Raw genomic sequence first — 1,366 nt, forward strand, 5'->3', positions numbered from 1 at the left:
CGCGGCTGGCCGGGGGGGGGGCGGGGGGGGGGGCCGGCCGCCCCCCCCCCCCCCCCCCGCGCCGCCCCCCCCCCCCCCCCCCCCCCCCCCCCCCCCCCCGGCCCCCGCGCGGCCCGACGCCCGCGCGCCCCCCCCCCGGGCCGTGGCGGTCAGGCGCGCGAAGTACCTTCTCCACCGGTTCCTGCTGGCGCCGCGCGACCAGCGGGCCGATGTCGGTCGCCGAACTCCAGGCTGACGCGGCTGCACGCCAGGTGATCCGCGCGGTATGACGGTGGCAGCGGGTTGGTGGGACGGAAGAAACACCTGAACAGGGGAGTGCGGGATGACCGACGATCTGGGGGCCGCGGGGCTGCGGTTCGAGCGTGACGGTGCCCTCGGCTGGTGCATCATCGACCGGCCGCACGCCCGCAACGCGCTGACGGCGGCCATGTACTACGGGGTGAAGCGGGCCGTCGCCCTGGTGAACACCGATCCCGACCTCGCGGCCCTGATCATCACCGGTGTCGGCGACGTCTTCGCCCCCGGCGGCGACCTCGGCGCCCGCGACGATCCGGGCGACGTCGTGCCCGAGATCCTCGGGCCCGACATCGTGCCGTTCCTGGCCGTGCGGGACAGCCCGGCGCCGGTGATCTCCGCGGTCAACGGCATCTGCCAGGGCGGCGGCCTGCTCATCGCGGCGATGTCGGACATCGCGGTGGTCAGCGACCGGGCCACGTTCCGCGTGCCCGAGCTGCTGCGGGGCATCCCGGACGCCACCTACGCGGCGGTCCTGCCGGCGCACGTCGGCCTGGCCGTCGCCCGGGACCTGCTGCTGTCCGGGCGCCGCTTCGACGCGGCCGAGGCCCAGCGGATCGGCCTGATCAGCCGGGTGGTGCCGCACGAGTCGCTGCGCGAGGCGGCGATCCAGGCCGCCGGGGAGGTCCTGCAGACCGCCCCGCAGGCCCGCCTGCACGTCAAGCGGATGCTCAACGAGCGCTACGGGCTCATCGACTACCAGACGATGTTCTGGTCGCTGGAGCACTCCACCGAGACCCACGAGGGCATGCGGGCGTTCATGGAGAAGCGTGCCCCGAGCTGGGTCCCCGCCCAGTTCGCCGCCGACCGCACCCGGCGCTGACCCAAGGTCAACAGGTGCGCAGCGCGTCCAGACCCGAGCCCCGTGGCAGGGGCGCGCCGGTCGGACCAGTGGTGGCGATCGGAAGGTGTCCGGCCGGCGGGGACGCGCCGGTGAGCACGCCGGCCAGCCCCGTCATGGACGCCTGGTCGGTGGAATAGGTGGCGAGCCAGGCGGCGGGCGCCGGCGGCGGGTGGTAGGGCGCCCCGGTCGACACGACCACCGAGCCGGGCGCGGGGCGGGGCGCCCCGG

General features: G+C 76.4%; 2 protein-coding genes and 1 pseudogene. 2 read left to right on the forward strand and 1 reads right to left on the reverse strand.

Features of this window, described 5'->3' with window-relative positions; all coding sequences use genetic code 11:
- A partial coding sequence (locus tag MXD58_RS27615) for a hypothetical protein (protein WP_250611048.1) occupies positions 1-235 on the forward strand: 235 nt, incomplete at its 5' end.
- 87 nt (positions 236-322) lie between these two features.
- Positions 323-1,117, forward strand: coding sequence for an enoyl-CoA hydratase/isomerase family protein (locus MXD58_RS27620; protein ID WP_248841006.1), 795 nt, complete (start codon positions 323-325; stop codon positions 1,115-1,117).
- Positions 1,118-1,124: 7 nt separating this feature from the next.
- Here the strand turns inward: MXD58_RS27620 and MXD58_RS27625 are convergent.
- Positions 1,125-1,366: pseudogene (locus MXD58_RS27625) on the reverse strand (glycoside hydrolase family 3 protein); the annotation flags it as partial.

Source organism: Frankia sp. AgKG'84/4, from assembly GCF_023242965.2.
GTDB lineage: Bacteria > Actinomycetota > Actinomycetes > Frankiales > Frankiaceae > Frankia.